The following is a 24,139-nucleotide window of genomic DNA, read 5'->3' as shown; positions in this document are numbered from 1 at the left end:
CTGCGTGAGATTGAGCCCTTGATTTCCTGACTACGGCCAAGTTGCCAAGGAACATCAATTTGGGCATCGCGCCCAAGGGAGAGAGGAGGAGGAAACTGGTTCGGCTGAACATTCTGGGCTCCTAGATGGAGCCAAAACTGTCAGCTCCTTAAGACTGGGGAACGCGGGCGAGAAGAGGCGATGGCACCACTGCTATTCGGCTCGCCGACTGATCAGGACATCCCGAGCGAATCACCACGTGCATAGCCACACCTGCGTCGATGCTGACGCGTTTGGCGGTTGTGGGCGAGAGCTTGAACATGGGGATTCGTAAAGTCAAAAGTGATCTATGACGAGCCATCTTAGCTTCTGACACTGCCTGCACGCAACTGGTCCATGACGATTCCCCACTCTTCTTCTGCGCTAGGTGGAAATGCTGCCACCCTCCGATCAAATGACATCGTCGCTCTTCTTGTAGAGGAGACTATTTCGCACACATGATTTTTTTTAATTTTCATGCGGACTTTAATTCCTCCGTGAAGTAGTACTGCACGGAGCAAATAACTCAATGGTGACAACGACTTACGACCTAATATCGTTGACTTTTACGCGACTTCGCGACCAGAATGCATCCGTGAGCACACTGCCATCTTCAGCTATTGCTAGTCCGTCCCAGTCCGGGACTCCGATAGCGCAACGCGCTCAGGCAGAGGCCACTGTCGAGCAGCGCACATTCGAGCTTCTCTTTGCAAGGTTTGGACCATTGGTCTCAGCCGATGATGCTTGGAAAACATTGAGTTTCCCCACGCTGGACTCGTTCAACCGAGCCATCCAGCGCAAACGCCTTCCGCTGAGGTTAATAAGGCCGCCAGGACGTCGGAAAGCATTCGTTTCGACCGCGGATTTGGCAACGTATCTCGCTGGGCTTGCGAGCAAAGCCGCAACCTGAGGAGAACTGCACCCAGAAAAGCAAAACGCCGACCCTCTTTCGATAAGCCGGCGCCCGCCGACACCCGGAGATGTCTAAGGTTTTTCAAGGGACCCTGACGACAGTATCTCTCTGGGCTTAGGTGGCGTCAAGGATAGCCACGCCCGTCAATTCACGACGGGCGCCCGGAGAGAAAATGTTGAACTTCATAAATTCGGGCGTTTCACGCCCATTTCCGCCTTTCCCAATTCGATGCCCATATCGGCGTTGCTCGCGGGACGGCTTCTCCCCAGTTACGCCGCCACCGCGTCCAACGACCTTGACGACGCGCTTGCGGCCACGCGCCGGTCGAGCGGACCGATGCCGTTGGCTGGCCGCAGGTTGTGAAGTCGCGAACCTGCATGCATCGACGGCTCTCATGATCGAACGCGGAATCGCCTCCGGCGCCGATCGTTGGGGGCCTGGCAGAAATTCGCACGCCCCGGGTTACCGGAGGTCGGCATGAGTTCGCGCATCGCTGGCTTCCGGGCGGCGGAATTCGTCATTCCGCGCCGACGCCCTGCGCCGCAATCCGGACTCATGACGTGGAAAAAACTGGTGCAGCTGATACGGGAAGGATTTGGCCAAGGTCACCTGCACGACTACAAGCCTTGGCTCCGGGTGACCAAGAAGGACTACTCGCCCAGTTCGTTCATCGGCCATTTGCCTTCGCCAGGCACGGGGCATAAGCACCACTATCGCGCGAACGGAGAACGATCGATGCTGTTGCTTCTGAAGTGGTTGGGCGCCATTGACACGCGGGACCAGTATCCGGCATGGCCCTGGGCTCACAACCACGCGATCTGCGGTCTTCCTGGGACCGAGTTGATTCGGGTTCGAGGACTCATGGACATTGCCAACGACCTTGGTGTCGAGCACGGCCTGTATGTTGGCACCGATGTGCCTTACGTCGCCACGATCGACATCCTGGCAACTTGGCAACACGCCGACGGCAATTACTACCTCACGGCGCACGACTGCAAGCCAGAAGAACTCATGCGCCAAGACGGCGACTTCAGCCGGCTGAAGCAGCGTCTTGCGCTGATACACAGGTACTGCGAGGAGTCGTCCATTCGCTACTGCCTGACACATTCCGAACGGCTATCGCCCGAGCTCCTTCGAAGCTTGGACGTTCTGCATCCACTATTGACACAAGATGCGATGGTGGCTTTGCGTCAGTCGCATCTGTATCAGACGGTGGTCAACGCGTGCATGCGGCGAGCCTACGAGCGCCCCGTCCATGCAGTCGTCACCGAACTCGCGACACGATTGGTGCTGGATTTCGAAGCATGCAAGCAGGCGCTTGCTGCGGCTATCTGGTTCCAGGACCTGGATCACGACGTGTCCCAGCCGCTGGAGACCTGGCATCCGCTGATCCCCGGTGGGCGCAAACTGCGTCGCGAGCTTTTTGCTTCCTGGGTGGGGGCCGCTCGATGAACTTGGACCTTCCTCCTGATATCAAGCTCGGCGCGGTCTTGGACAACCTGCTCGAAAGCATTGAACCGACCAGTTTGACTGGCTTGGCCGACTTGACCGGCCCGACCCGCATCATTGGACTTCTTCCGCAAGAAAACAAGGTGTGGCTGATCGATTTTCCCCGCAAGTCAAAGAGCGATCCCAATCAAATGGAGTACTACGTGGGCAGCCCACGTTGCGCTCCGCTTTCCGATCTCGTTGACGCCTTGAACGGGAAGTTGATCTACAAACTCAACCTGACAACCACCTCGCTCACAGACGATCAGCGACGAAGCTACTGCGGGGGACGGGCACTGAAGAGCCTGGAGAAGGATTTCAAACGTCGTGACAAACGCTATGAAGTCCTGCGTCCGCTACTGCAGCCGGCCGGCGAGGGAACACCACTTCGTTCAGCGCTGGAAATGCTGAGAGACACTTCGCTTCCCAAGCAGATCAGAAAGCGGGCGAAGGCGTGCGGCAGGTCGCCAGCGACCTTGTACTGCTGGCTCAACAGGTATTGGGCCTTGGGCAGCAAGGCCAGCGCACTCGAATCCGGTTTTGGCCGGTGCGGAAACCCCGGCCATCCCAAGGCACAGCAGGCAAAGCTAGGCCGAGGAACCCGCCTGTTCAATGCAGGCCGAATCAAGTCTCGTGGGTATGCGCTTGACAAAGGTGGCGGCAAGGACGCGCACGAGGACCTGAACAGCGACAAGCAGAAGCTGGCGTTCTTCTATCGCCTGATCAAGCACGACGTCAGCCGTCGCGACGCGTACCTCATGGCTTGCAGCACGTACTGGGCCGAGCATGAGATCCAACCGGACGGGTCGAAGAAGGTCAGCATGCTGCCCAAGTGGGAGCGGCCCACCTTCGGTCAGTTCATCCGGTGGGGAAAAATCCTGAATGACGACCGTACCGTCACGGAAATTCTCCTCGGCGTGCGCAAGTTCAGTCAACGTTTCGATGCCCGCGGCGGCTCCGTTCAGGACGTCGCGGCGGTTGTCGGCCAGCGCGGGGTCTTCGATGCGACTTCGACCGACGTTTTTCTCACGTCGTTCATCAGTCGCCTGAAGAAACTTCCGGCAATGACCCGAAGCCTGATCAAAGATGTCGGAAGTACCTTGATCGTTGGGTTGAATTGCAGTTGGGAGCCTCCCTCCCCGAACACTGCCATGAAAACCATCCTGCACGCCGCCAGTTCCAAGGTGGAGTTCTGCCGCAGGTTCGGAATCATCATCACGGAAGATGAATGGCCCGCGATTCTGCATCGCACCTACACCGCCGACCACGGCGAAATGAAGGGCCACGCGATCGACGCCGCCTCCACCCAGTTCGGCTTCGGGCTCAACTATCCGCCCACGATGCGCGGAGACCTGAAGGGAGACATCGAAAGTCAACATCACACCGACCACAAGATGCTCGACGAGAAGGCGCCCGGCAATACCGCCGGAGGCACACACACGAAGCGGGGCGAGGAGCACGCGGCGCAGCGCGCGTTGTGGAACTATTACGAGTACATGCGAGAGCTGATTTGGCACATTCTGGAATACAACAACCAGGAGGTTCCGGACTTCCAGCCTCTTGCGATGCTCAGAGAGAACCCGGAGATCCGACCGACGCGACTCAACATTTTTAACTGGCTGCGCACCCGCTTGAGCGCCGAGATCTCATGCGACGTTGACGAACTCCGCGCGTTCATGCTTCCTGACCACAAGGCGATCATCAGAAAGAACGGCGTCTACCTCACCGCTAAAGTCCACGGACGGGAACAGATCCTCCCGCGGATGCGCTTCACAAGCCCCGCCCTGATGGCGACGAATCTTCTCTCGGAGGTTCGCCGACGAAAGGAGGTTCTTCATGTGCTGATCAAGCTGGATGAAGCGGATCTGACCGTGGCATGGCTTCCAACCAAGTCGGGGATGATCAAGCTCAACTGCGCTGTCAGAGACTCCGAATGGCGACGCGTGACGCTTGCGGACTGGGTATCGATACAAGAGGAACTGCAGTTGGACGTCGATCTTGCCGCCGGGACAGACGAACAGTTTGCCGCCGACAAGGCATTGCGCCGGCAATCTACGACCCACCAAGCCAAGGGCGAATTGGCCAAGGAAATGGACGCACTCGACGCCAAGCCCAGCAAGAAATCCTTCCGCGACGGACTGCGTGGCAATCTCGCGGAAGAGATGAAGCGGTTGCGCAACGCGGAGAAATCTGCGGACACTGCGGGGTTCGCGCCGGAGGGCGCAGAACCGGATGGCCAACCCCAAAGCGAACCCGTAAGCGATCGCCAGGAAAAATCCGCGGCTTCTCGAGCGATGGAGATGGCAAACGAGGAGGAGTTCCAATGACCATCGCAACCTCCGCACTCCACGAACGCCCCGAATTGCTTCTCGGCCCCAACCCATTCATCGAGGCACTTCCGCCCTTCGTTCCGTACGACCAATGGGCAAACAACCTGCGGAACTATCCGCTCGATGGCCACGATTGGCGACCGCTGCGCCCGGGGGCACGCGAGGCGCTGCTCAGTTTCTCGGCCAAGCACTTCGTACCGATCCGAACCATCTTGGACATTGCGTCGGGGTTGCAGGATCTGCTGCGGAGATCCTTGGTGTTGACCAATCCGTTAGACCCCAACGAGCGGCGGCGCAGAAACACGGTGCTACTGAGCACTTCGTTGAAAGAGATGCGTCGCGTGGCAAGCCTCGATGCAGCAGGCGCGATCATCAAGGGCATGACGGGCATGGGCAAGTCCCGAATCGTCGCGCGCGTGCTGGAGATCATTGCACCGGAACAAGTGATTCGGCATGGCCCATCAGAGGAGTGTAAATGGACGAAGCTGGACCAATTGATTTGGGTCTACGTCAATCATGCATCGAACGGGTCTCGCGGGGGATTGCTGAAGCTCATTCTGTCTGCAATCGACGTGGCTTTGGGCAGCGATTACTACGTCCAACATCATAAGAAGGAGAACATCGACAGTCTCCTGGCCACAGTGGCCCGAACGCTTTCGAATCATCGCGTTGCGCTCTTGGTGATCGACGAAAAACAAAAGCAGAACTTTGATGACAGCCCGTGGGGAATCGAGTTCATCCTCTTCTATTTGATGCTGATGAACCTCGGCATTTCCGTGGTGATGGTTGGAAGCCCGCTGGCTTTCGTCAACCTGGAAGGCTTTTCCCAGGTGCAGCGACGATTTTCCATCGGTGGAATCCACGAACTCATTCCTGCCTCCAGCGCGGACTCGCCTTGGTGGAAGGATGACTTTGTTCCCCGCATGCGGTGCTTCTCGCTGCTTGAGAGCGATGCTATGGAAAAAAGCGTGCGAGACAAGGTGGAATTCGATCTCACGGGAGGCATCCCAGGCTTGTATGTCGCGCTGGATGCGGCGAGCCAAAGGGCGGCACTGCGCAGGAGCAGCGCTCTGAGTTCGGCTGAATTGGCCCTGGAGGACATCCATGCAGGCGCCGATTCAGCCACCTTTCGCGATCTCAAAGACATCGCACTGGCCGCAACAGGGAAGGAAAGTGATAGCCCCTCTAAAACCGCATATCTGGACATACCGGAAACTCAGGACAAGGCAGGCACCGAAAGCGCCGCGACACCGGCTGGCAGGCAGGCTCCGCAAGTTCCATTGGTGCGTGACGCCTCCACCCACGCCGCAGTCCAGCGTTTGCTTCGAGCTCACAAAGCAAGTCTCACTCGGCAGCACAACAGCACGGCGGCCCGCTTGAAATCCATGGCGAATCTGTCCGAAGAAGAGGTGGCCATGCTGGGTTTCAGCGCTGACCTGATCGAGGCTGCCCTGAAAACGAAGGATGATCAGGCGACATCGGCACCTCAGCCAAAAAGACCGAAGCCCACGTCCTCCAGCGACAAGTGAGTCCCCGTGAAGCTCGGCTTTCTCCCAGCCCTGGAGCCCGACGAGACTTTGTACAGTTTCTGCGCGGCCGTGCACGTCATGAATGGCGGCGTGAATTGCGAGGAGACTTCGCTCGCCTTGCTGGGCGTGCGGCATGGGGCCCGGCAACACGATTTTCCGGCGGGTATCAACCGTCTCCCCCTTGGGCCAGAGCGAGGGCTACCTGCCTCTCTCGAGATAGCCCGTCATCACACAATTGCCGGGTACTACTTACCGTTCGTCAGCAATGCGTCCAAGCGCGCTGTCGCTGCGACACTGGCCGACGGCGCCGCGCAGCATGTGCGTCGAATGCTTGACGGATCGTCTCGCACACTTCGACCGGAGCATCCCCTGAAGTTTTGCGGGCAATGCGTTCGCGCGGACTTCGCTGAAGTCGGCCGCCCTTATTGGCATGTGTCGCATCAGTTTCCCACCACATGGACCTGCAGCATCCACGGTTCGGCTCTGAGTGTGATTCAAGGGCGAAACAAGCGATGGCTGATCCCAGAAGAGAGTTGCGCTCCGGGGCATCCAGAGCCTCGGGAAGCTGACCTGCTGCTCACATCGATCGGGGAAGCGCTTCGCGGCGTGGCCGACATAGACATGCACACGCTGAGGCTTGCGACGCAGGCACGCTTGCGTCAACTGGGAATCATGCATGCATCGACACGCAGCGTCCGGCATTCGCGCTTGGCCAGTTGGTTCAGGTCAACGCGAACATCCGAACGATTGAGCCGGGGGCCGAACTGGGTCGCTTCGTTGGCGGATGGCGAGTGGATTGCGGGCCAGCTATGGAGGCACAAGAACACACACGCTGTCCGGTGGGTCGTGTTGTGGAGTGCACTTAGCTGGCCAGACGCACCCGCGGCCGCACAATCCTTCCGAGATGCGGTGAATGGACGTCGCCTAGACGAAGCCGGACAGATCGCGCTTTTCGAGGCCGCGTTGCCCTCGGTGGGAACACCGCCTTATGTGGTGGACGCTTTTGCACAAGCCGGCAGCTACGGCGAAGTGATGAGCATGCTGCGGGCCTCACGGACCGACGTGGTGAGATGGTTGGAGGCCGACCCCAACCTTCGTCGTTCTTGGCGGGCGCGTCTGAAAGAGGAGAAGCTGAGTATGGCAGTGCAGGCTCTTCGAGCGGAAATAGCATTGCACCCACACCATTCGCGGCAGGAGGTGGAGCGCAACTGCGGTGCGGAGATGCGATGGCTGCGAGAGCACGCGCCAGATCAGTTGCGAAAAATTCTGACGCAGGTCCCTTCTCGGTCGGAACGCCAGTTGGTGCTGTTTAACCCAACAAGCCACGTATGAAACGGCCGCGTGCAGCCGCGCGTCCATTGCCATGAGATATCTTCCTCGGCCACTTCTTCGAGTTGCGAATGCATTGCAGAAGCGAGACGACGACCGAGGCCGTGAGGTAGTTTTATTTTCTCTTTGGATCCCTGACTGTGGGTGGCAGGTGCTCTTCGAGCCACTCAGGATCTCTATGCCGAAGCCAATTGATTGAGCTGGAGCACGCTCGGACCAACTCTGACCGCAGCAGATGAGGGTTCAAGGCACGCATCCGGAGAACCGCTGTCTTCGATAACGCGGTGCGTTCATCGTCGTCCCGGTATCGGCTCTTGAGAACCGGCTCGGGAAGTACCAGCGGCTCAGCTCCCCGATACCATTCGAACCTCGACTGGGATTTGGCTTGGAAGGGAACATGCAGGTCGCACCAGGCCCGTTCATTTTGGAGTAGCCACGTCATGGCTCGGCGTTGCTCCTTGTAGACTTCGGATCTTCCCGCTCCGGGCTTGTGCCGCAGGAACTCCAAGACGACGTTTTGATACGCCTGCCGGCGTTCCTTTTCATTGTCGAAATAGGAAAACCATCCCTGCACTCCTCCGCTTGACGGGAGCAGCGACGGAAGTTCCGCGGCGAGCCATTCCGAGTCGTGTCGAGTCAACCATCTGTATCGGCTCGGGAACAGCTTGGCTGCCTCGGTTCTTGTCAGATTCGCATTGACGGCTTTGGCATCTAGCAGGGCCTGACGACTGACAGCGAGCAGTTCGTCATGCTTTGTTTCCTTCAAAGGACTGTCAGCCCGTCTCTGTTGCCGACCATTCTTGCCGGTCTTTTGCAGAAGGCTGGATATCTCGCGGGGGAGTGACCTGAGAAAGCGCCGGAGTCTTCCAATCGTGACCATTCGCGCACCAACCACTGCCGAGACGGCGTCACCAGCGATTAGGCGATCTATCACTCCTTGTGGAATGGCACTGGCCGCCGCAAGTCGAGCAAGAAGTTCAAAGCGACCATTAACTTCTGACAATTCTTCGGATGCGGCATTTCCTGAGGTCGGGTTCTTGTTCATCAACGAACAGGCCGCGCTGAAAACCAGCAAACGAGATAGCCATATCCGAGAACTCATCGCGAGCCCCAACTCCTGGCCGACGAAATCCCCCGGCAAGGTGTAGCCCAAGACTGAAGATAACTCCGCTATCGAACTCACGTCCCAAAGCTCGATGAGATGACCCTCTACGCTCGCCACGGCGATCTCTGCATTTACAAACTCGGCATTCGTCGCGTTAACCCAGTCCACCCATCGGGAAGGTTCCAGATCCGGGACCAAGCCGCTGAATACTCTTGAGCACAGTCGCCCCAACAACAGTTGCCCCCGGCACAGTTCGGGCGTTCTCACAGGGTACTGGGCGTACCCGCAATGCCTACACGGGTCGATCGGCAGTCGGAAGTCGGCACCTCGTTCGAATGCGTGTGAGCAAGACGGGCAGATTGACACTAGGTGCTGCGAGTGTTCGACGCAGTGGCTCAGAAATGGAAGTTGGTGCAGGACTCTCCACCCGGGGATTTCCCCTTGGACAAGATCCGAGTCGATGCAGGCGTAGCATTTTCTCAGTGCACCAGAAGCTCCCAGAGACGAGAGAGGACCGCTCTTGGTGTCGAGGTAGGCCGCAATCGGCACCCTGCGGCAGTTGGCTAGGTCTTCCGCCCATTTCTTGTTCGCGTCTTCTGTCAGCAAGCGACTGTAAAAACCGAACAATGTGTGGCGCATCAGCACATCCTGGCCCGAAATTTTCCCCCCAAAGATGCGTCTAGCGATGTCCTCGTGCCCTGCACCTAGCAGGTTGGGCGGATCCGGCGCCCGTTCTCGATCACCGTAGAAGTCGTGCCTTGTCCGGCTGTTTGTCGACGCTGAGGTACGCCGATGAAATGCGAGCAATGAGGCGAGTGCCACCCCCTCGGTCAGCTGCGGAACAACAGCCGGCTGGGCTGTTTTGCACTCTATTTCTCCATGCTTGCGGCGAACATCCACGGATTCACCGCAATTTCTGAACTTTACAGCACCAAGCTGCAAGTGAGAGAAGGCTGCTCTCGAGGGAAAACGATCCAGAGCTGTTTTGAACTCTATTTGGTCGTACCAGGGTGAGGTCGCAGTGAATGGGGGTCAAGGACAAGGCCGACGGAGTTGCAGGACGCTGTCCATTTTGCCCCGTGCGGCCCTGCCGGGCAGCGCAGCCCCTTTGCCCTTTATGACTTACTTGCTCTTGCCGCGCATCTCGTCGCGCAGCCGCTTGATCTGGTCGTGGTTGCGCTTGGCGCCTTCGGACTGCTGCTGGATCACCGCGCGCACGTCGGCCGGCAGGTCCTCCTTCAGCGCCTTGCGGTAGCGCGCCACCGCGGCGTCTTCACCGCGCTCGCATTCTTCGAGCATGGAGAGCGCGCTGTTGGCGCCCACCGTGCCCTTCACGTGCACCCAGCCGCGGTGCATGGCACCGGTCGCCGTGCCGCCCTTGTCGGGCGAGCCGCCGAAACGCTGGATAAGCTGGACCACTTCTCCCGCGGCCTTGGCGCATTCGGCCGAGCGGCTCTGGAAGACCTGCTTGAGCTGCGGCGAATCGACCTCCTCGGCACAGGCGCGGAAGCCGTATTCGCCGTCGCGCGAGTTCTCCAGAAGATCGTTCAGCACCTCGACCACGTCCTCGGTGGTGGCGGTGTCCGCGGTGTTCGTGTAGTTGGCCATGTCATGACTCCTTCGTAGGCCTCGTCGGAATGGAGGCGGGTTGAGAAATGCCAGCGCCAAGCTGCTGCACTGCGTGGGCTGGTTCCATGAAGAAATGGTGTTCGAGCAAGCGAGGACCGGTGTCGGCTTCGCCTGACGTCCGCTGTAGGCGTTTTTCGGGGCGCGGCGCCCCCGATGCATTCACCGGCTCATTCCTCGCGGAATGCCTTTTCGGCGCGGCCGGGCTGGCTGCCCGGCGAACTGCCGTGGTTGCCGCTTTCGCCTACCGCGGCATCGCCGGGGGTGGGCGGCTTTCTTTTCTCGGTGATGGCCGGGCCGTTGTTGGGCCCCACGGGCTCGCCGTTTTCCGCCGGCGTCCTGGCCTCGCGCTTCATGCTGCGCTCGGCGGGCACGGGCTGGCCGTAGGCCGGCGCATTCGCTGGTTCGGTGGATCGTCTTCGAGTCACGCTGGATTCCTCCTTTGCCAGAAAATTCCACCGTGCGCCGCAGTGCCGGACGCGTGCGTAGGAAGGCAGCGCGTCTGCGGCGCAAGCGAATCGCGCGCAGGCCCGCCACCGGCGCGGGAATGCTGTCCCTGCCTACAAGCACGCGGCGAGGCTGCGCGAGAAAGGAGGCTCGCAGCTTCTTTTCGAGGATTCCTCCATGCACAGCCAACCATTGCGCTTCTTCCACTACGGCCTCGCGGCCGCCGCCCTGGCCGCGGCGGCGGCGGCGGCCCAGCCCACCGGCACGCCCAAGGGCACGCGCGCTCCGCCGGTGAGCGATGCGGAAAAACCGCCGGCCACGCGCCCCGCGGACCAGCCCGGCGGCGCGACCGACCAGCGCCAGCTCGGCGCCGACAAGGGCCCGGCCAGCCCGCGCACGCAGACCTCGCGCCCGCCCTCGGCCGGCTCGCCCGGTGGCCTCGCACCCACGCGCGATGCCGATCCTTCCAAGGAGCAGCGCAGCGACGGCAGCCACCGCCATGCGCGCCCCGCGCCGCAATAGCAAGGCAGATAAAACCATGACTTCCACCACGCAGATCGACGCCCGCATCGCTGGCGATGTGGCCTTTCGCGCCGGCGACGGCCCGCAGCTGAAGATTCCGAAGGGGAACTGCCAGGTCTTGATGGCCGACGACAGCGTCGTGCTCACCTGGACCGACCAGGGCCAGTCGCTGACCGCGGCCATTCCCAAGCTCGAATTCGACCGCTACATCCAGGACGGCGCGATCGTGCTGGGCCGGGGCTGACAGACTGACAGACGGCCCCGCCCCCGCGCTCACTCCTCGCGCAGGCTGCTGGCGCGCGCGTCGAGCGCCTGCGCATACGACGCGGCTTCCTCGGGCGTCATGGAGCCCTCGAGCTCGGCCAGCTCGAGCTGTTCGAAGTCGTAGGCAATCCATTCGAACAGGTGGGACCTGGGCATGTCGTCGAAGCTCTCGCTGTCGCTCCACGACTGCAGGCGCATGGGCGCGCTTTCCAGCAGCAGGCGCAGGTAGAGCGCGCGCGCAATCTTGATTTTCGCGATCTGCTGTGGATCGTCGATCAGCAGGCGCAGCTGCGCGAGCACCTGCTCGCAGCGCTGCACCCGGCGGTGCGACCCGCCGATCGCGGCTTCGCACGACGCGGGACAGGCCGCCCTCGCCTGCCAGGCGCGGTGGAATTCGCGCGTGATCCGGGCGTAGGCAAGCTGCTGGAGCCCGTGGAGCGCGCAGTCAAGTTGGCCGGGCATGGCGTTGCACCGAACTCGCCTCAGGCGGGCTTGTTGCCGGCGTCCTCCGCTTCTTCGTCGTCGATGTCGTTTTCTTCTTCCGTGCCGGCGAGCTCGGCGGCCGGGCCCGCGTCCTCGGTGCGGTCCGGCAGGATGTCCGCATCGGGCGCCGACGGCGGAGCGTCCGCCGACGCACGCTCGCCGGTGCCCTCGGCATCGGTGCTGCTTTCATGCGCAATGGGAATGGCGCCTTCCGCGGCGTCTTCGGGAATGGCGCTGCGTTCGCGCGAGGTGCGCACGTCGCTTCCGCTGTCGCTCGTGTCGCTGGGGCCCAGGCTGTCGACGTCGGTACCCTTCGGTTCCTCCGGCGGGCGTTCGCCTCCCAGGATGCTGCTCGTGGCCATGGCTTCCTTCGATGTTGAACAAAAGAATTGGATGGGTGCGAATCGCCAGACTGGACATCCGCAGCACCGGCCGGCGTAGGAAAGGGGCGCATCCGGGCCGCAGCCATTCGCGGAGATTTCGCGCCCGGCGTTGCGCGCGGCAAACGCCGCTGTCGCGGCGCGGAGACGGGAGCTTGGGCTTTGCTCCTACGCGGCGGGAAACCGTGGCCGCTAGCCTGAGCGGCTCGCTTCCCAACCGCAGCAACCATCCCATCCAATGAAGAATTTCCGCTACCTCATGATTGCCGGCGCCGTGGCGCTCGGTGCCTGCTCCCACATGGCCAGCCCCACGCGCTCGGCCGGCCCCACCGCCTCCGCGGCCAACCAGCCCGATCCCACGATCCTGCTCGTGCCCGTGCGCATCGAGGACCCCGCGCTGGCCTCGGGCTGCTGGGCCCAGTTCTATACCGGCCGCAACTTCCAGGGCGACATGCTGACGCTGGTGGGACCGGCCGAGGTCCAGAGCATGGACCGCGGCACCGCACGGCAGCTCAAGCGCGACATCGACAGCGTCAGCGTGGGCCCGCGCGCCACGCTGAAGGTGTACGAGCATGCGATGTTCAGGGACCGCACGGTCGACTTCCCGGCGAACAGCCGCGAGGGCGGCCTGATGCGCCAGCTCGGCTTCGGCGGCCGCATCGAGGCGATGAAGCTCGACTGCGCCTGAACACCGCCACGGCCGCCGCGCTCAGCCGCCGCGCAGCGTGGCGTGCGGATGCAGCGGATGCGCGAGCGTGTCGGCAATGAGCCGCAGCGCCTGGTCGCACTGCTCGCGCGACATCGGGCCGCCCAGGCAGATGCGCACCGCCTCGGGCGGATCGCCATCGGTGGAAAAGGCCGCGCTCGCCACCACGCCCACGTTCTGCGTGCGCAGGTAGGAGGCAAACTCCACCGGGCTCCAGCCCGGCGAGAGCGGCAGCCAGGCATGGAAGCCCTCGGGATGCGCCTGCAGTCCGCTGCCGCCGAGATGCCGCGCGGCCAGCGCCTGCCGCGCCATCGATTCGCCGCGCACGGCCTGCAGCATGGCCTCGGCGGTGCCGTCCTCGACCCACAGCGTGGTCAATGCGTTGGTGATGGGCGAGGCCATCACGGTGGTCGCGCGCATCGCGCCAGCCAGGCGCTGCGACTGGACCACGGTGGGCGAGCACACATAGGCGCTGCGCAGGCCCGCGCCAAAGCACTTGGAAAACCCGCTCACGTAGTAGGTGAGCCCGGGCGCCAGCGTGGCGAGCGCGGCCGGGGTCTGGCGCGGCAGCATGCCGTAGGCGTCGTCCTCGATGATCGGCACCGCATAGCGCAGCGCCACGTCGGCCAGGGCCTCGCGCCGTGCGCGCGACACGGTGCCCGCGGTCGGGTTCAGCAGCGTGGGGTTGCAGTAGAGCGCCTTGGGCTTGAGCGTCCGGCAGGCGTGCTCGAAGGCATCGGCAATGGGGCCGTCGTCATCGAGCTGCAGCGCATGCAGCTGCACGCCCAGCTGCGCCGCGATGGCCTTCACGCCGGGGTAGGTGAGCGACTCCACGCAGATCAGCTCGCCCGGCCGCGCGAGCTGCGAGAACAGCGCCGTGAGCACGCCGTGGATGCCGGGGCACACGAGGATGCGGTCGATGCCGGCGTCGGGCACGAAGGGCCGCAGCCAGTGCATCGCGGCCTCGCGGTCGTGCGCGGTGCCGCCGAAGTCCTGGTAGCGCAGCAGGTCGTGCAGGTCGGCCTCGGCGAAGGCGCGGCTCGCGCTGTCGTGCAGCCGCGCCATCAGGTGCTCGTCGTCGGGCTCGGGCGGCATGTTCATCGTCATCTCGGCGCCGCTGCCGCCGCGCAGCCGCAGGCTCGGGCTGCCCGAGCGGATGAAGGTGCCGGTGCCGGCGCGCGAATCGATCAGGCCGCGCTTGCGCGCCTCGGCATAGCCGCGCGCCACCGTCGTGTAGTTGAGCTCCAGCTCGGCCGCGAGCTCGCGCAAGGTGGGCAGCCGGTCGCGCACGGCGAGGCGGCCGGTCTTGATGTCGTCGGCGATCAGTTCGGCCAGCAGCAGGTAGGCCGGCTTGGCGGTGTTGCGCAGCTGCTTGCGCCAGTGGGCGGTGATCGTGGTCATCGGCAAAGTTGATTGCATCCATTGATTGCATCGGGCCACCGATCAGGCACGCAGGAACCGCGCCCGCTCCAGGGGGGCCGGATGCCTCGATCAGGTGCGATCAACCCCGTTGATCGGGTGCATTGATCGCATGGCGGATGCGTCTTTCCGGTGCAGGCAGGGCCGTGCCGGCCGCCTCTGCAGGGGGTTTTTCGGGCGCCCCAGAAAAGTTTTCGGGCGCCCAGGCCGCACCCGGGCGGATTGATCGCGCATTGATCGCATGCGCCGCGCCGGGCGCTGGCACATCGCCTGCGAAGAGAGAGGCACGCAAGACCTGCGTTCATCCCCCTTTTCCTTCAACCGGAGTACCCCATGCCCAAAGTCACCCGCCCCCGCAACGAGAAAGGCGAGTTCCTCGTCGACTACGAAGAGAAGGTGTTCGAAGACGTCAAGGCCGAGCCCGGCGAGAAGGCGCTCGTCACTTTCCACACCGTGGCCTTCGAGGGTTCGATCGGCTTCGTCAACCTGCTGCAGGCCACGCGGCTGCGGCGCAAGGGCTACGAGACCTCGGTCCTGCTCTACGGGCCCGGCGTGACGCTGGGCGTGCAGCGCGGCTTTCCGACGCTGGGCGACGAGGCCTTCCCGGGCCACCAGAACTTCAACAAGCAGATCAGCAAGTTCATGGAAGAAGGCGGCAAGGTGTATGCCTGCCGCTTCGCGCTGCAGGCGCTGTACGGCCACGGCGAGGGCGCGCTGATCGAGGGCATCACGCCGATCAATCCGCTCGACGTGCTGGACCTCGTGCTGCTGCACAAGAAGGCCGGCGCCGTCATCCTGGACACCTGGACGCTGTAAGGCAGGACCCGAGCGATGGCTTCCCCAACCCGCATCGTGCGTGCCGCGGCGATCCAGATCGCGCCCGACTTCGAGCGCCCCGACGGCACGCTCGAGCGGGTGTGCAGCGCCATCGACGAGGCCGCGGCCAAGGGCGCGCAGCTCGCGGTCTTTCCCGAGACCTTCGTGCCCTACTACCCCTACTTCAGCTTCGTGCTGCCGCCGGTGCTGCAGGGTGCGCCGCACCTGCGGCTGGCGGAGCGCGCGGTGGTCGTGCCGGGCCCCGTCACGCAGGCCGTGGCCGAGCGGGCCCGCGCGCGAAACATGGTCGTGGTGCTCGGCGTGAACGAGCGCGACCACGGCAGCCTCTACAACACGCAGCTGGTGTTCGATGCCGACGGCACGCTGGCGCTCAAGCGCCGCAAGATCACGCCCACCTACCACGAGCGCATGGTCTGGGGCATGGGCGACGGCGCCGGCCTCAAGGTGGTCGACACGGCCGTCGGTCGCGTCGGCGCGCTCGCCTGCTGGGAGCACTACAACCCGCTCGCGCGCTACGCCTTGATGGCGCAGCACGAGGAGATCCACTGCGCGCAGTTCCCCGGCTCGCTGGTGGGCCCGATCTTCGCGGAGCAGATGGAAGTGACCATCCGCCATCACGCGCTGGAGTCGGGCTGCTTCGTGGTCAACGCCACCGGCTGGCTCAGCGACGAGCAGATCCGCAGCGTGACGCCCGACGCCAACCTGCAGAAGGCGCTGCGCGGCGGCTGCCACACCGCCATCGTCTCGCCCGAGGGCAAGCACCTCGCGCCGCCGCTCACCGAGGGCGAAGGCATGGTGGTCGCCGACCTCGACATGGCGCTGATCGCCAAGCGCAAGCGAATGATGGATTCGGTCGGCCACTACGCGCGGCCCGAGCTGCTGTCGCTCGCCATCAACGACCGGCCGGCGCAGACCACCGTGCCGATGCATGCCGCTTTTCCCACCCCCACCGTTCCACGGAGCCCCGACCATGACCACCACGACGACCCCGCCGGACAGCCGGCAGCTGATGACCGAACTCCAGTCCTTCGGGTTGCGGCTGGTTGATCCTTCCGCCGGCGTGGCGAGCCGCCGCGGCGGCGCCGGCCCGTCCGACCACAAGGCCGTGACGGTGGACGGCCACACGATCATGGTGCCGGTCCACACCTCCAGCGCGTGGCACTCGCCGTTCACGGCCGAGGCGCCGGATGCAGAGGGCGTGAGCCGCGTGATGCGCGGCAGCATTCCCATTGCGAGCATCAGCTTTCCGAAGCAGCCGCGGTTCTATGCAATGCAGACCTTCGATGGCGTGCCCTACTCGCACATTGCCACGCTGCACGGCAGCGACGTGCTCGCCACCACGGTGCTGCAGAGCTGCATCCGCTACGAGAGCCGCAGGAAGAGCTGCAAGTTCTGCGCGATCGGCCAGTCGCTCGCGGCCGGCCGAACCATCGCGCGCAAGACGCCCGAGCAGCTCGCCGAAGTGGCGCGCGCGGCCGTGCTGCTCGACGGCGTGAAGCACATGGTGATGACCACCGGCACGCCCAATGCCACCGATCGCGGCGCGGCCATCCTCTGCGAGAGCGCCTTCGCGATCAAGGCCGCGGTCGACATCCCGATCCAGGGCCAGTGCGAGCCGCCCGACGACGACCAGTGGTTCCACCGCATGAAGGCCGCGGGCATCGATACGCTGGGCATGCACCTGGAGGTGGTCACGCCCGAGGTGCGCGAACGCATCATGCCGGGCAAGGCCACGGTGCCGATCTCTCGCTACATGAGCGCCTTCGAGGCGGCGGTGGGCGTGTTCGGGCGGGGCCAGGTCAGCACCTACATCCTGGCCGGCCTGGGCGACACGCGCGAGGCCATCCTGGGCACCTGCGACCAGCTGCTCGCACGCGGCGTGTACCCCTTCGTCGTGCCCTTCGTGCCGATCAGCGGCACGCCGCTGGAGGACCATCCGGCGCCCTCGCCGAAGTTCATGAAGTCGCTACTGGCGCCGCTGGGCGAGCGCGTGGTGGCCGCGGGCCTGCGCTCGGCCGACATCAAGGCGGGCTGCGGCAAGTGCGGCGCCTGCTCCTCGCTGTCGGTCTACGAAAAAGAAAACGAAAGCTGAGCATGCTGTGCATCGACGACCTCAGCGGGCTCGACCCGCACTACGCGCCGGTCGAATACCTGGTGCGCGAAGCGGCCCAGCAGTGGGAACGCGACGAAGCCATGGCGCTGCGCCGGGCGGTGTTCTGCATCGAACAGGGCATCTTCGCGCGCGACGACCGCGACGCGATCGACGGCCATGCGCAGCTGCTGGTCGCCATGTCGTGCAACGGCGGCATGCCCGAGCAGGTGGTGGGCACGGTGCGCATCCACCGCGGCGAGGCACCGGGTGAATGGTGGGGCTCGCGCCTCGCGGTGCATCCCGCGTTCCGCAGCCAGGGCCACCTGGGCGCCACGCTGATACGGCTCGCGGTGTCGCGCGCCAACGCGCTCGGCTGCGATGAATTCTTCGCGCAGGTGCAGATGCAGAACGTTCCTCTGTTCCAGAAGCTGGGCTGGCAGATGCTCGAGGAGATCTCGGTGCACGGCCGCCCGCACGCACGCATGCAGGCGGGGCTCGCTTTCTACCCGCCCTGCCACGACCCGGTGAGCGGCTTCGTCACGCGCGCGAAGGTGCTGTCATGACGGATGTCCACGCCATCGCCGAAGCGCTGCGCGCCACGCGCGGCTTCGCCCACAAGCGCGACATCAGCGACGTGGTGTCGACCCTCGGCCGGTCGCTGCCCGGCGGCCATGCCGCGCTCGCGCAGGCCGTGCCCATTGGCGACGACTGCGCGGCCATCCCCGACGGGCACGGCGGCTACCTGCTGTTCGCGATCGAAGGCATGGTGGAAGACTTCATCGTGCGCATGCCGTGGTTCGCAGGCTACTGCGGCGTGATGGTCAACGTGAGCGACATCTATGCGATGGGCGGCCGCCCGACGGCGGTGGTCGATGCGCTGTGGAGCACCGGCATGGACCCTGCCGACGAGGTGCTGCGCGGCATGGCCGAGGCATCGGTGCGCTACGGCGTGCCGGTGGTGGGCGGCCACAGCAACAACCGCAGCGAACGGCCCCAGCTCGCGGTCGCGATCCTCGGCCACGCACGCAAGCTGCTCACGAGCTTCGATGCGAAGCCCGGCGACCTGCTGGTGATGGCGGCCGACCTGCGCGGCGCCTACGAGGAGCCCTTTCCCTACTGGAACGCTTCGACCACGGCGCCGGCCGCGCGGCTGCGCGCGGACCTCGAACTGCTGCCCTCCATCGCGGAAGACGGGCTCTGCCGCGCCGCGAAGGACATCAGCATGGCCGGTGCGGTGGGCACCGCGATGATGCTGCTGGAGTGCTCCGGCGTCGGCGCGCGCATCGACCTCGATGCACTGCCCAGGCCCGGCGGCGTGCCGCTGCTGCGCTGGCTTTCTTCTTTTCCGAGCTACGGCTTCGTGCTCAGCGTGCCGCCTTCGCAGGTCGCGCCGGTGCTCGGCCGCTTCGCCGCGTGCGACATCGCCTGCGCGGTGGTCGGCGAGGTCGATTCGACGCGGCAGGTGCGGTTGCAGGCAGGCGGCAACGAGGCCCTGCTGTGGGACTTCGGTAGTGATGCCTTCATCCAGCCACCGCATGAGGCGCTCGCATGCCCGTGATGCACTTCCAGGTGCGCTGGCCCGACGCCAGCGAAACGCGCTGCTACTCGCCCTCGTCCGTGGTGCAGGATTTCTTCGCGCCCGGCGAGCGCTATGCGCTCGAAGACTTCCTGCAGCGCTCGCGCGAGGCATTGGGCATCGCCTCCGAACGCGTGCGCGCCAAGTACGGCTTCGCGTGCTCGCAGGCCATGGACCAGCTCGCCGAGATCGAGCGCATCGCCACCCGCTTCACCGGCACCGCCGATGCCGAAGTCACCGTCGTCGCCTTCGATTGACGCCCCTGCATCCAGAGAGAAAGAAAGAAGACCCCATGTCCTATCCATTTGGCGGACGCAGCCACTACAGCGTCGTCATCGTCGGCGGCGGCCAGGCCGGCCTGTCGCTGAGCCACTGCCTGCAGCAGCGCGGGATCGACCACCTCGTGATCGAGAAGCGCAGCCTGGTGCACAGCTGGCGCACCCAGCGCTGGGATTCGTTCTGCCTGGTCACGCCCAACTGGCAGTGCCAGCTGCCGGGCTGGGCCTACGCCGGCGACGATCCGCACGGCTTCATGGTGAAGGACCAGATCAACGAATGGCTCGCCGGCTTCGTCGCGCAGGTGAAGGCGCCGGCCATCGAGGGCGTGACCGTCGAGCGCGTGGCGCGCGTGCCCGGCACGGGCGAGCGCGAGCGCTTCATGGTACAGACCGACGCCGGCCTCTACACCGCCGACCAGGTGGTGGTGGCCTCCGGCGGCTACCACCGCCCCATCGTGCCGCGCCTGGCCGAGAAGCTGCCGCCCCACGTGGTGCAGTACCACTCGGCGCAGTACCGCAACCCGGCGCAGTTGCCCGAGGGCGCGGTGCTGGTGGTGGGCTGCGGCCAGTCGGGCGCGCAGATCGCCGAGGACCTGCACCTGGCCGGCCGCAAGGTCTACCTTGCCACCGGCGATGCGCCGCGCTGCGCGCGCTTCTACCGCGGCCGCGAAGTGGTCGACTGGCTCGCCGACATGAAGTACTACGACATGCCCGTGACCGAGCATCCGCTGCGCGAGGGCGTGCGCGACAACACCAACCACTACGTGACCGGCCGCGACGGCGGCCGCGACATCGACCTGCGGCGCTTCGCGCTCGAAGGCATGGAGCTGTATGGCCTGCTCACCGGCCTGGGCGGCGACGGCACGCTGGAGTTCCAGCCCAACCTGCGCGAGCACCTGGACAGCGCCGACGCCACCTACAACCGCATCAACGCCTCGATCGACAAGTTCATTGCCTCCCGGGACATCGAGGCGCCGCCGCCCTCGGTCTACACGCCGGTGTGGGAGCCGCCCGAGGAGCGCACGCGCCTGGACCTCGCGGAAGCGGGCATTGCGAGCGTGCTCTGGTGCATCGGCTTCTCGCCCGACTTCGAGTGGGTGGATGCGCCGGTGTTCAACGGCCGCGGCGCGCCGGTGCACCAGCGCGGCGTGACGGGCGTTCCGGGGCTCTACTTCCTGGGGCTGCCGTGGCTGCACACCTGGGGATCCGGCCGCTTCTCGGGCGTGGCGCGCGACGCGGAGTTTCTCGCCGCGGCGATCGAAGAGAGGAAGAACGCGGCAGCGGCAGGCCGGGTCGACGCGCAGGAGGAAGAACCGGCCGGCGCCGGGCTGCGCGCCGCAGCCTAGGTGGCGGCTTGGCGCGCGGCTCAGGCCTGCTGCGCCTCGGTCAGCGCCTGCGCGGCCACCACGGCCTCGGTGCGGTTACGCACGTTGAGCGCGCGGAAGATGGCCGCCAGGTGGATCTTGACCGTGCCCTCGCTGATGCCGAGGCTGCGGCCGATGAGCTTGTTGGGCTTGCCCTGCGACAGCAGCTGCAGCACCTCGACCTGGCGCTCGGTGAGCACGCTGCGCAGGTGCTCGAGTGTCTGGGACGAAGCGCCTGCGGAGCGGGCATCGCCGTTCTGCGTGGACGCCACGCCGGCCACGATGCCGGGCGGCAGCGCCGTGAGCATCATCGGCGGCACGTACACGCCGCCGGCCAGCACCAGCCGCACGGCCGACAGCATGACCTCGGGCGAGTAGGCCTTGGGAATGAAGCCGAGCACGCCGCGCTCCAGCGCGCTGCGCATGATGGCCGGGTCTTCGTAGCCCGAGAGCACGATGACCGGCACGGCCGGATGGCGGCGGCGGATTTCGTCGATGTGCGCCTGGCCATCGGCGCCGGGCATGTTGAGGTCGATCAGGGCCAGGTCGAGCTCGTCGGTGGCGCCGGCAAGCAATTCGTCGACGCTCATCGCCAGGACGAACTCGATGCCGGGCTCGAGCTCCGACAACTTGGCCTTGACCGCCTCGATGACGAGCCGGTGGTCGTCGGCGATCAGAATTTTCATGGCATGTCCTAGTGTCCCCGGGTGTCCCAGCGTGCGTGCATTGAATTCAGCGGATGCCGAAGATACCGGCGATTGCCCCGCGCAGCAAGCCGGTTTGCCCGACGAACGGCATAGTCCCCAAGCGATATGGCGCCCACCGCCCGGCGTTCGGAAGATGGAATCCTTACTCGAAGGAACCGGGGACATGGGGATGTGCCATCGCAGCAGACGCCGGTGCAAGGCATCCTCCGCAATGCAGGCGCGGTGAGCGGGCGCGGTCATCCATGGTCCGGCTGCTCGACTGTTTTTCCGCATTCGTCTCCTTCGGCCTCGCCCTCGACGCATCGATTGCAGCCGGCCGCGCCGCGCCGCCCCCGCATGATGCCGCGCAGCAACAGGCGCGCCGGCTGCTCGACGCGGCACGCGCCAGCGCATCGGGCCAGCCCGCCGCGCAGGTCGAATCGGCGGTCTTTGCGATGGTCGCCTGGATCGACGAGATCCTGGCGCGCCACCCTGGAGCGGCCGCGGGCGCGGCGCCGCTGCAGGTGCAGCTGTTCAACTCGAACAATGCGCACAGCGAGTTCTTCCACCACCTGTCGGCGCTGGGCGCAGAAGACGACGAGCTGCGCGAGGTCTACTGGCATGGGCTGGTGCACGGCTTCAAGGGCCAGTACTACTTCGAAAGCGACGACCGCGGCGAGCTCGGCAAGCTGAAGGAACTGCACGGCCGCCAGCTGCGGCTCAGGCCCCTGGCGCTCGGCAGCCTGGTGCAGGACCGGATCACGCCGCAGCCCTATGGCGTGGCGGATCCGCCGGGTCCGCACGACCTGCACCGCCGCGACCGCACCCTGCTGCGCGCGGTCGGCGCGCTCGCGCTGCTGCTGCCGCTGCTCTATCTGCTGTGGTGGCAATGGCTGGCCGGGCCGCGCGCCGGCGAGCCGGAGCCGGCGCAGCGCATCGAGCAGCATCTCCAAAGCTATGCGTGCGCCGATCTCTCGGCTTCCGCCGGCAAGGGCGGCAGGCTGCATGTGAGCGGCTTCGTCTCGCTGCCGGCCGACGTCGAGCGGGTGGAGCGCGAGGTGGCCGGCCTGCTGCCCGACGTGGGCTCGCCCACCTTCGACGTCAGGCTGCGCGTGTGGCCCCACTGCGAGGTGTTCGCCATCCTGAAGCCCTACCAGCTGCGCAACCGCGAGAAGGCCCACGGACTGGGCGTGACGGCCGTGACGGCCCGCAACGGCCGGCTGCGCGAAGGAGACGACGTGCGCATGCAGGTGGCCGCGCCCAGGCACGACAGCTACCTGTGGGTGGACTACTACACCGCCGACGGTTCGGTCATGCACCTGAACACCGGCCAGGCACCGGTGCGGCTGCGCGCCGGCGAGAAGCTGGAGCTGGGCCGCGACATTCCCGCGAGCTGGCTGGTGGCCCCGCCCTTCGGCACCGTGCTGGTCACCGTGCTCTCGTCGCCCACGCCGTTCGACGGCGCCGCCGACCGGCCGCCGTACGAACTCGCTTCGGCCTACCTGCTGCGGCTGCGCGAGGCACTCGCGGCCCACAAGGGCAGCGAGCGGCTGCTGGCCGATTTCGAGTTCCTCGAAACCACTGCGCGTTGAGAACCTCAGCACGCTCCCCGCCATGCCCGCCGCGCTGTCGTCCGCCCATTTCTTCTGGCTCCTGCTCGCGCTGTGCCTGGCCGGTTTTGCACTGCTGTACGCCACGGTCCGCGACGCCGGCCGCGGTGCGCGCCGCCGTGCGCTGCGCCGGCGCATTGCCGCGCTCGGCCCACCGGCGGCCGAACCCGACGAAGCCGCGGTCGAAGCCATGAGGGACGCCATGTCGCACGCACGCCAGCTCCTGCGCCAGCCACCGCGGCAGCAAGCCGCGCCGGTGCCCTGGCTCCTCTTCCTCGGCGATGCGGCGGCCAACCTGCCGGGGCTGCTGGCGGCGGCCCATGCCGAGCACCTGGCACCTTCAGGCAGCGAACCTTTCGGCGAACCGTACTGGCGCTGGTGGCTCACCGGTTCGATGACGGCCATCGAGCTTCACCCGAGCGCCGTCAGCGACGTGGCCGCGGCGCCGCACACGCGCGCGCTGTGGCTCCAGGCACTCCTCGCACTGGCCGAGCGGCGCGACCGCGTGCCGATCAACGGCGTGGTGGTCTGCGTGGCAGCGAGCGAACTGCTGCACCCGGCCAGCGCAGGCATGAAGCCGCTGGCCACCAGGATGCGCCGGCTGCTCGACGAGGCCGCGGAGACCCTGCGCCTGCGGCTGCCGGTCTACCTGGTCGTGACCGGGCTGGAGCAGCTGGCCGGCTATGCCACGCTGCGCGGCGCGCTGCCGCCCGAGGTGCTCGCACAGGTGATCGGCCATCGCCTGGCCGGAGCTGCCGCCCATGGCGAGACGGCGGCCGAACGGCTCGATGCCCTGTTCGATCCCATGGCGCGCCAGCTGCATGCGCTGCGGATGGCGCTGCTGCGCGAACAGCCGAGTGCATCGGGCCGGCTCGCGATCCATGAGTTCGTCGAGGCGCTGCGTGCGCTGCAACCCGCATTGCGCCAGGTGGCCGACGCCCTGTTCGAAAGCCATGGCCGCGGCTCGCGCGGCCCGCGATGGCGCGGCCTCTATCTCACAGCCGCTGCATCGGGCGCGGCCGGCGGCGCGTTCGTGACCGATCTGTTCGAGCGCTTCCTGCCCGCCGACCAACCGCTCGCACGGCCCGGCCGTCCGCCGAACGCCAACGCGGCAAAGGCGTGAGTTGGTCCGCAGGC

The 24,139-nt window shown here is 65.3% G+C and carries 23 protein-coding genes; 16 read left to right on the top strand and 7 right to left on the bottom strand.

Features of this window, described 5'->3' with window-relative positions:
* Positions 1–1,408 precede the first annotated feature (1,408 nt).
* The 4 genes from VAPA_RS03230 to VAPA_RS33725 are packed head-to-tail and all read left to right on the top strand — an operon-like array spanning position 1,409 to position 7,610.
* A complete protein-coding gene (locus VAPA_RS03230) occupies positions 1,409–2,383 on the top strand; it encodes a PDDEXK family nuclease (RefSeq protein ID WP_021005340.1) in 975 nt (324 codons plus the stop codon).
* Positions 2,380–4,746: a hypothetical protein gene (locus VAPA_RS34805; RefSeq protein WP_021005339.1), complete on the top strand. Its 2,367-nt coding sequence runs from the start codon at positions 2,380–2,382 to the stop codon at positions 4,744–4,746. Before VAPA_RS03230 ends, VAPA_RS34805 begins: the two co-directional genes overlap by 4 nt.
* Positions 4,743–6,278 carry an ATP-binding protein gene (locus VAPA_RS03220; protein WP_021005338.1) on the top strand — a complete coding sequence of 512 codons (1,536 nt, stop codon included), beginning with the start codon at positions 4,743–4,745 and terminating at the stop codon, positions 6,276–6,278. The genes VAPA_RS34805 and VAPA_RS03220 overlap by 4 nt, the downstream gene beginning before the upstream one ends.
* Positions 6,279–6,284: 6 nt before the next feature.
* Complete coding sequence (locus VAPA_RS33725) at positions 6,285–7,610, top strand: TniQ family protein (RefSeq protein WP_021005337.1); 1,326 nt, start codon at positions 6,285–6,287, stop codon at positions 7,608–7,610.
* Between the two features lie 112 nt (positions 7,611–7,722).
* Here the strand turns inward: VAPA_RS33725 and VAPA_RS34380 are convergent, their stop codons facing one another.
* From VAPA_RS34380 to VAPA_RS03210, 3 genes are all read right to left on the bottom strand, one after another.
* Positions 7,723–8,880, bottom strand: a complete 1,158-nt coding sequence (locus VAPA_RS34380; RefSeq protein WP_155248044.1) for a TnsD family Tn7-like transposition protein — start codon at positions 8,878–8,880, stop codon at positions 7,723–7,725.
* 954 nt (positions 8,881–9,834) lie between these two features.
* Complete coding sequence (locus VAPA_RS03215) at positions 9,835–10,320, bottom strand: ferritin-like domain-containing protein (protein ID WP_021005335.1); 486 nt, start codon at positions 10,318–10,320, stop codon at positions 9,835–9,837.
* A 188-nt stretch (positions 10,321–10,508) separates the two neighbouring features.
* Entirely contained in the window at positions 10,509–10,766 is a 258-nt protein-coding gene (locus tag VAPA_RS03210) for a hypothetical protein (RefSeq protein ID WP_021005334.1), read from the bottom strand.
* A gap of 196 nt (positions 10,767–10,962) precedes the next feature.
* Here VAPA_RS03210 and VAPA_RS03205 point away from each other — a divergent pair, with 196 nt between their 5' ends.
* Positions 10,963–11,307: a hypothetical protein gene (locus VAPA_RS03205; RefSeq protein WP_021005333.1), complete on the top strand. Its 345-nt coding sequence runs from the start codon at positions 10,963–10,965 to the stop codon at positions 11,305–11,307.
* Between the two features lie 16 nt (positions 11,308–11,323).
* On the top strand, positions 11,324–11,551 hold the full coding sequence (locus VAPA_RS03200) for a hypothetical protein (RefSeq protein ID WP_021005332.1): 228 nt from the start codon (positions 11,324–11,326) through the stop codon (positions 11,549–11,551).
* 29 nt (positions 11,552–11,580) lie between these two features.
* Here VAPA_RS03200 and VAPA_RS03195 read toward each other — a convergent pair whose 3' ends face one another.
* Positions 11,581–12,033 carry a hypothetical protein gene (locus VAPA_RS03195; protein WP_021005331.1) on the bottom strand — a complete coding sequence of 151 codons (453 nt, stop codon included), beginning with the start codon at positions 12,031–12,033 and terminating at the stop codon, positions 11,581–11,583.
* A 20-nt stretch (positions 12,034–12,053) separates the two neighbouring features.
* Positions 12,054–12,416: a hypothetical protein gene (locus tag VAPA_RS03190; protein ID WP_021005330.1), complete on the bottom strand. Its 363-nt coding sequence runs from the start codon at positions 12,414–12,416 to the stop codon at positions 12,054–12,056.
* A gap of 256 nt (positions 12,417–12,672) precedes the next feature.
* On the opposite strand from VAPA_RS03190, the gene VAPA_RS03185 reads away from it, so the two are divergent.
* A complete protein-coding gene (locus VAPA_RS03185) occupies positions 12,673–13,122 on the top strand; it encodes a beta/gamma crystallin domain-containing protein (RefSeq protein ID WP_021005329.1) in 450 nt (149 codons plus the stop codon).
* 21 nt (positions 13,123–13,143) lie between these two features.
* Here VAPA_RS03185 and VAPA_RS03180 read toward each other — a convergent pair whose 3' ends face one another.
* Positions 13,144–14,541 (bottom strand): aminotransferase-like domain-containing protein, encoded by a 1,398-nt coding sequence (locus VAPA_RS03180; RefSeq protein WP_021005328.1) that lies wholly within the window; start codon positions 14,539–14,541, stop codon positions 13,144–13,146.
* 351 nt (positions 14,542–14,892) lie between these two features.
* Between VAPA_RS03180 and VAPA_RS03175 the strand changes: the two genes are divergently transcribed.
* The 7 genes from VAPA_RS03175 to VAPA_RS03145 are packed head-to-tail and all read left to right on the top strand — an operon-like array spanning position 14,893 to position 20,688.
* Positions 14,893–15,375 carry an MSMEG_0572/Sll0783 family nitrogen starvation response protein gene (locus VAPA_RS03175; RefSeq protein WP_018904096.1) on the top strand — a complete coding sequence of 161 codons (483 nt, stop codon included), beginning with the start codon at positions 14,893–14,895 and terminating at the stop codon, positions 15,373–15,375.
* A 15-nt stretch (positions 15,376–15,390) separates the two neighbouring features.
* Positions 15,391–16,443, top strand: coding sequence for a Nit6803 family nitrilase (locus tag VAPA_RS03170; protein WP_021005326.1), 1,053 nt, complete (start codon positions 15,391–15,393; stop codon positions 16,441–16,443).
* Entirely contained in the window at positions 16,406–17,488 is a 1,083-nt protein-coding gene (locus VAPA_RS03165; protein ID WP_021005325.1) for an MSMEG_0568 family radical SAM protein, read from the top strand. Before VAPA_RS03170 ends, VAPA_RS03165 begins: the two co-directional genes overlap by 38 nt.
* A gap of 2 nt (positions 17,489–17,490) precedes the next feature.
* Positions 17,491–18,051, top strand: a complete 561-nt coding sequence (locus VAPA_RS03160; RefSeq protein ID WP_021005324.1) for an MSMEG_0567/Sll0786 family nitrogen starvation N-acetyltransferase — start codon at positions 17,491–17,493, stop codon at positions 18,049–18,051.
* Positions 18,048–19,046, top strand: a complete 999-nt coding sequence (locus VAPA_RS03155; protein WP_021005323.1) for a sll0787 family AIR synthase-like protein — start codon at positions 18,048–18,050, stop codon at positions 19,044–19,046. The genes VAPA_RS03160 and VAPA_RS03155 overlap by 4 nt, the downstream gene beginning before the upstream one ends.
* Complete coding sequence (locus VAPA_RS03150; protein ID WP_041945989.1) at positions 19,037–19,321, top strand: MSMEG_0570 family nitrogen starvation response protein; 285 nt, start codon at positions 19,037–19,039, stop codon at positions 19,319–19,321. The genes VAPA_RS03155 and VAPA_RS03150 overlap by 10 nt, the downstream gene beginning before the upstream one ends.
* 35 nt (positions 19,322–19,356) lie before the next feature.
* The gene (locus VAPA_RS03145; protein WP_021005321.1) at positions 19,357–20,688 is read left to right on the top strand and encodes an MSMEG_0569 family flavin-dependent oxidoreductase; all 1,332 of its coding nucleotides are present in this window, start codon (positions 19,357–19,359) and stop codon (positions 20,686–20,688) included.
* 20 nt (positions 20,689–20,708) lie between these two features.
* On the opposite strand, the gene VAPA_RS03140 is transcribed toward VAPA_RS03145, so the two are convergent.
* Entirely contained in the window at positions 20,709–21,392 is a 684-nt protein-coding gene (locus VAPA_RS03140; RefSeq protein ID WP_021005320.1) for a response regulator, read from the bottom strand.
* Between the two features lie 263 nt (positions 21,393–21,655).
* Here VAPA_RS03140 and VAPA_RS03135 point away from each other — a divergent pair, with 263 nt between their 5' ends.
* Entirely contained in the window at positions 21,656–22,984 is a 1,329-nt protein-coding gene (locus VAPA_RS03135; RefSeq protein ID WP_021005319.1) for a DotU family type IV/VI secretion system protein, read from the top strand.
* 22 nt (positions 22,985–23,006) lie between these two features.
* Positions 23,007–24,125: a type VI secretion system protein gene (locus tag VAPA_RS03130; protein ID WP_021005318.1), complete on the top strand. Its 1,119-nt coding sequence runs from the start codon at positions 23,007–23,009 to the stop codon at positions 24,123–24,125.
* The last annotated feature ends 14 nt before the right edge of the window (positions 24,126–24,139 follow it).

It is taken from the genome of Variovorax paradoxus B4, assembly GCF_000463015.1.
Taxonomy (GTDB): Bacteria; Pseudomonadota; Gammaproteobacteria; order Burkholderiales; family Burkholderiaceae_C; genus Variovorax; species Variovorax paradoxus_E.
The sequence above is the reverse complement of the archived record's forward strand: the minus strand, read 5'-3'. Positions and strand labels throughout refer to the sequence as shown.